This window comes from Stenotrophomonas sp. 05L44_2, from assembly GCF_056665995.1.
In genome coordinates, this window is the sequence record NZ_JBFTNR010000715.1 from 1 (window position 1) to 2,132 (window position 2,132).

The following is a 2,132-nucleotide window of genomic DNA, read 5'->3' on the forward strand; positions in this document are numbered from 1 at the left end:
GCACTACCGGTCCTGGGGTTCCCACGGGAACCGCGGCAGGCTTTCCACCGCCTGTTCCAGCCGTCGCGACCAGTTCTGGTGGATGTCGGCATACAGCGGCGAATCGGCGCCCAGCCGCAGCTGCTGGCTGATCCGCAGTTCGCCGGCGCGCAGCAGCGCCAAGTCGACCGGCAGGCCCACCGACAGGTTGGAACGGATGGTCGAATCCAGCGAGACGATCGCCGTGCGTGCGGCATCTTCCAGGCGCGTGGACGGGGTCAGGATGCGGTCCAGGATCGGCTTGCCGTACTTGGACTCACCGATCTGCAGATAGGGCGTCTCCGGCGAGGCGGCAATGGCGTTGCCCAGCGGATAGACCATGTACAGGCCGGGCTGTTCACCGGCAATCTGTCCACCGAAGATCAGCGTCGCCTGGGTGTTCACCCCGTCGTGGCCATGCTCGGTGTGCTGGCTCTGTACCTGACTGTCCACCAGCAGGGAGCCGACGTAGGCCGCAGCCTCGAACAGATGGGCCATGTCGCGCAGGTTCGGCGTGCGCCGCTCCTCGGCATCGCGCTTCAGCCGCGACACCAGCAACTGGGTCGTGGCCAGGTTGCCAGCGGCCATCACCACATAGGCGGCCTGGCCGGGATATTCGAACACGTGCAGTTTGCGGTGCACGCGGACATCGTCCAGCGCGGCATTGGTGCGGGTGTCGGCGGCGAAGACCAGGCCCTCGTCCACCTCGATTCCAACGCAATAGGTCATGTCGGTGCCCTATCATATGCGTCCCGGATTGTAGGCAGGCCGTTGTGACGATGGCATGCCCGCGCTCCACCTGATTGCCGTCACCGGAACCGCATGACCACCGTGCTCCTGAGCCTGGGCAGCAACGTCCATCCCCGCCGCTACCTCCACGCTGCGGTGGCGGCCCTGCGCGAGCGCTTTGGCGCGCTGCAGGTGTCTGCCGCCTACCGCACCGCTGCCGTCGGTTTCGACGGTCCGGCCTTCCTCAACAACGGCGTTGCCCTCGAGACCGACCTGCCGCTGCAGGAACTGGATGACTGGCTGCATGCGCTGGAAGATGCGCATGGTCGTGACCGCAGCGGCCCGCGCTTCTCCGACCGGACCCTGGACGTCGATGTGGTGTTCTATGGCGACCTGGTGGTGGAGGGCCCCGGCCATCTGCGCATTCCGCGCCCGGAACTGAAGCATGCCTTCGTGCTGAAGCCGCTGGCTGACATCGCCCCGGGCTTCGTCGATCCGGTCAGCGGCCTGGACCTGGCCACGCTGTGGCGGGCGCACAAGCAGTTTGGCGAAGCGTTCGAGGTCGTGGACCTCGAATGACGGGTTGTTGTTGCCGCTGCGCTCGCCAGGCATGGCCCGGCGCTACCGGTAGTGCCGGCCGCTGGCCGGCAACATTTCAGCTGACCGTACGCCCACCATCCACGCGCAACGTGTGGCCGGTGACGAAGCTGGCCTCGGCCGCCAGCCAGTAAACCGCTTCGGCGATTTCCTCGACCGTGCCGATCCGCGCCAGCGGCGTGCGCGCCAGCAGCGCCTCGCGGGCGAAATCGTCCTTGCCCTGTTCCGGCCACAGGATCGCACCGGGTGCCACCGCGTTCACCCGCACCTTCGGCGCCAGTTCCAGCGCCAGCGAGCGGGTGGCCATTTCCAGCGCGGCCTTCGCCATCGTGTAAGCGATGTGGTCGCGCATCGGGTCGGTGCCGTGCAGGTCGGTCAGGTTGACGATGCAGCCGTGCTGGCGGCGCAGGTAAGGCGCGGCGGCCTGGGCCAGCAGCAGCGGCGCCCGCGCATTGACCGCGTACAGCTCGTCCATCGCCTCGGCGGTGACCTGGCCGAGCGGGGTGGGGAAGAAGTTGGAGGCGTTGTTGACCAGCGCATCCAGGCGGCCGAAGTGGGTGACCGCCTGCTCGACCAGATCGGCCAGGGCATCGGCGTCGCGCAGGTCGGCCTGCAACGCCAGCACGCTGCCGGGGCGCTCGTTGTCCAGGTTGAAGGCGGCCTGCTGCAGTTCGGCGCTGGAGGTATGGGCGTGCAGCACCACCGACCAGCCACAGGCGTGGAACTGGCGGGCGATGGCGGCGCCGATCCGGCGTGCGCTGCCGGTGATCAGGGCCACGGGGGCGGTG

Annotated in this window: 3 protein-coding genes; 1 reads left to right on the plus strand and 2 read right to left on the minus strand. The window is 68.2% G+C overall.

Annotated elements, in window-relative coordinates:
• Positions 1 to 3: 3 nt before the first annotated feature.
• Positions 4 to 747 (minus strand): proteasome-type protease, encoded by a 744-nt coding sequence (locus tag AC1VAN_RS19710; RefSeq protein WP_025878693.1) that lies wholly within the window; start codon positions 745 to 747, stop codon positions 4 to 6.
• Between the two features lie 93 nt (positions 748 to 840).
• Here AC1VAN_RS19710 and folK point away from each other — a divergent pair, with 93 nt between their 5' ends.
• Positions 841 to 1,326, plus strand: a complete 486-nt coding sequence (folK, locus tag AC1VAN_RS19715) for a 2-amino-4-hydroxy-6-hydroxymethyldihydropteridine diphosphokinase (RefSeq protein ID WP_032975383.1) — start codon at positions 841 to 843, stop codon at positions 1,324 to 1,326.
• Positions 1,327 to 1,402: 76 nt separating this feature from the next.
• On the opposite strand, the gene AC1VAN_RS19720 is transcribed toward folK, so the two are convergent.
• Positions 1,403 to 2,132, minus strand: a 730-nt coding sequence (locus tag AC1VAN_RS19720) for a pteridine reductase (RefSeq protein WP_480986526.1), incomplete at its 5' end; no start/stop codon positions are given.